Origin of the sequence: Kitasatospora sp. NPDC051853 (genome assembly GCF_044452665.1) — a bacterium.
GTDB lineage: Bacteria > Actinomycetota > Actinomycetes > Streptomycetales > Streptomycetaceae > Kitasatospora.
Genome location: NZ_JBITBY010000004.1, coordinates 1 through 438, shown reverse-complemented (window position 1 = coordinate 438; position 438 = coordinate 1). Strand labels below are relative to the sequence as shown.

The following is a 438-nucleotide window of genomic DNA, read 5'->3' as shown; positions in this document are numbered from 1 at the left end:
GCCATAGGAGGGACGGTCGCCACGGTCGTCCCGGCGCGGACCCCGGTCGTTCGACCAGCCGCCACGCGACCGGGGCTCGTAGCCACGGCCGTCGTCGCGACGGTCCGGGCGGTCCTGGGGAGGATTCGACATCGTGGTGACTCCTGTCTGCTGCTTCAGCTCAACCGCGCGGCCTGGACGGGACTTCCCGTCCGGTGCGGTCTGGCGGCGGCCCGCGTGGCCACACACCAGCTCCATTGTCCGGCACCCGGACCGTCCCCGCTGTCGGGCGGGAGCCGGCTTGATGCCATCGGGAAAAACAAAAAGGCCGTGGCTCCAGCTATTCGCTGGGGCCACGGCCTTTGAAGAATTGTTCGGCGGCGTCCTACTCTCCCACAGGGTCCCCCCTGCAGTACCATCGGCGCTGTGAGGCTTAGCTTCCGGGTTCGGAATGTAACC

Annotated in this window: 1 rRNA gene; it reads right to left on the bottom strand. The window is 68.3% G+C overall.

Annotation, left to right across the window (positions count from 1 at the left end):
• Nucleotides 1-351: 351 nt before the first annotated feature.
• A 5S ribosomal RNA gene (gene rrf / locus ACIA8O_RS12275) occupies nt 352-438 on the bottom strand; the annotation flags it as partial.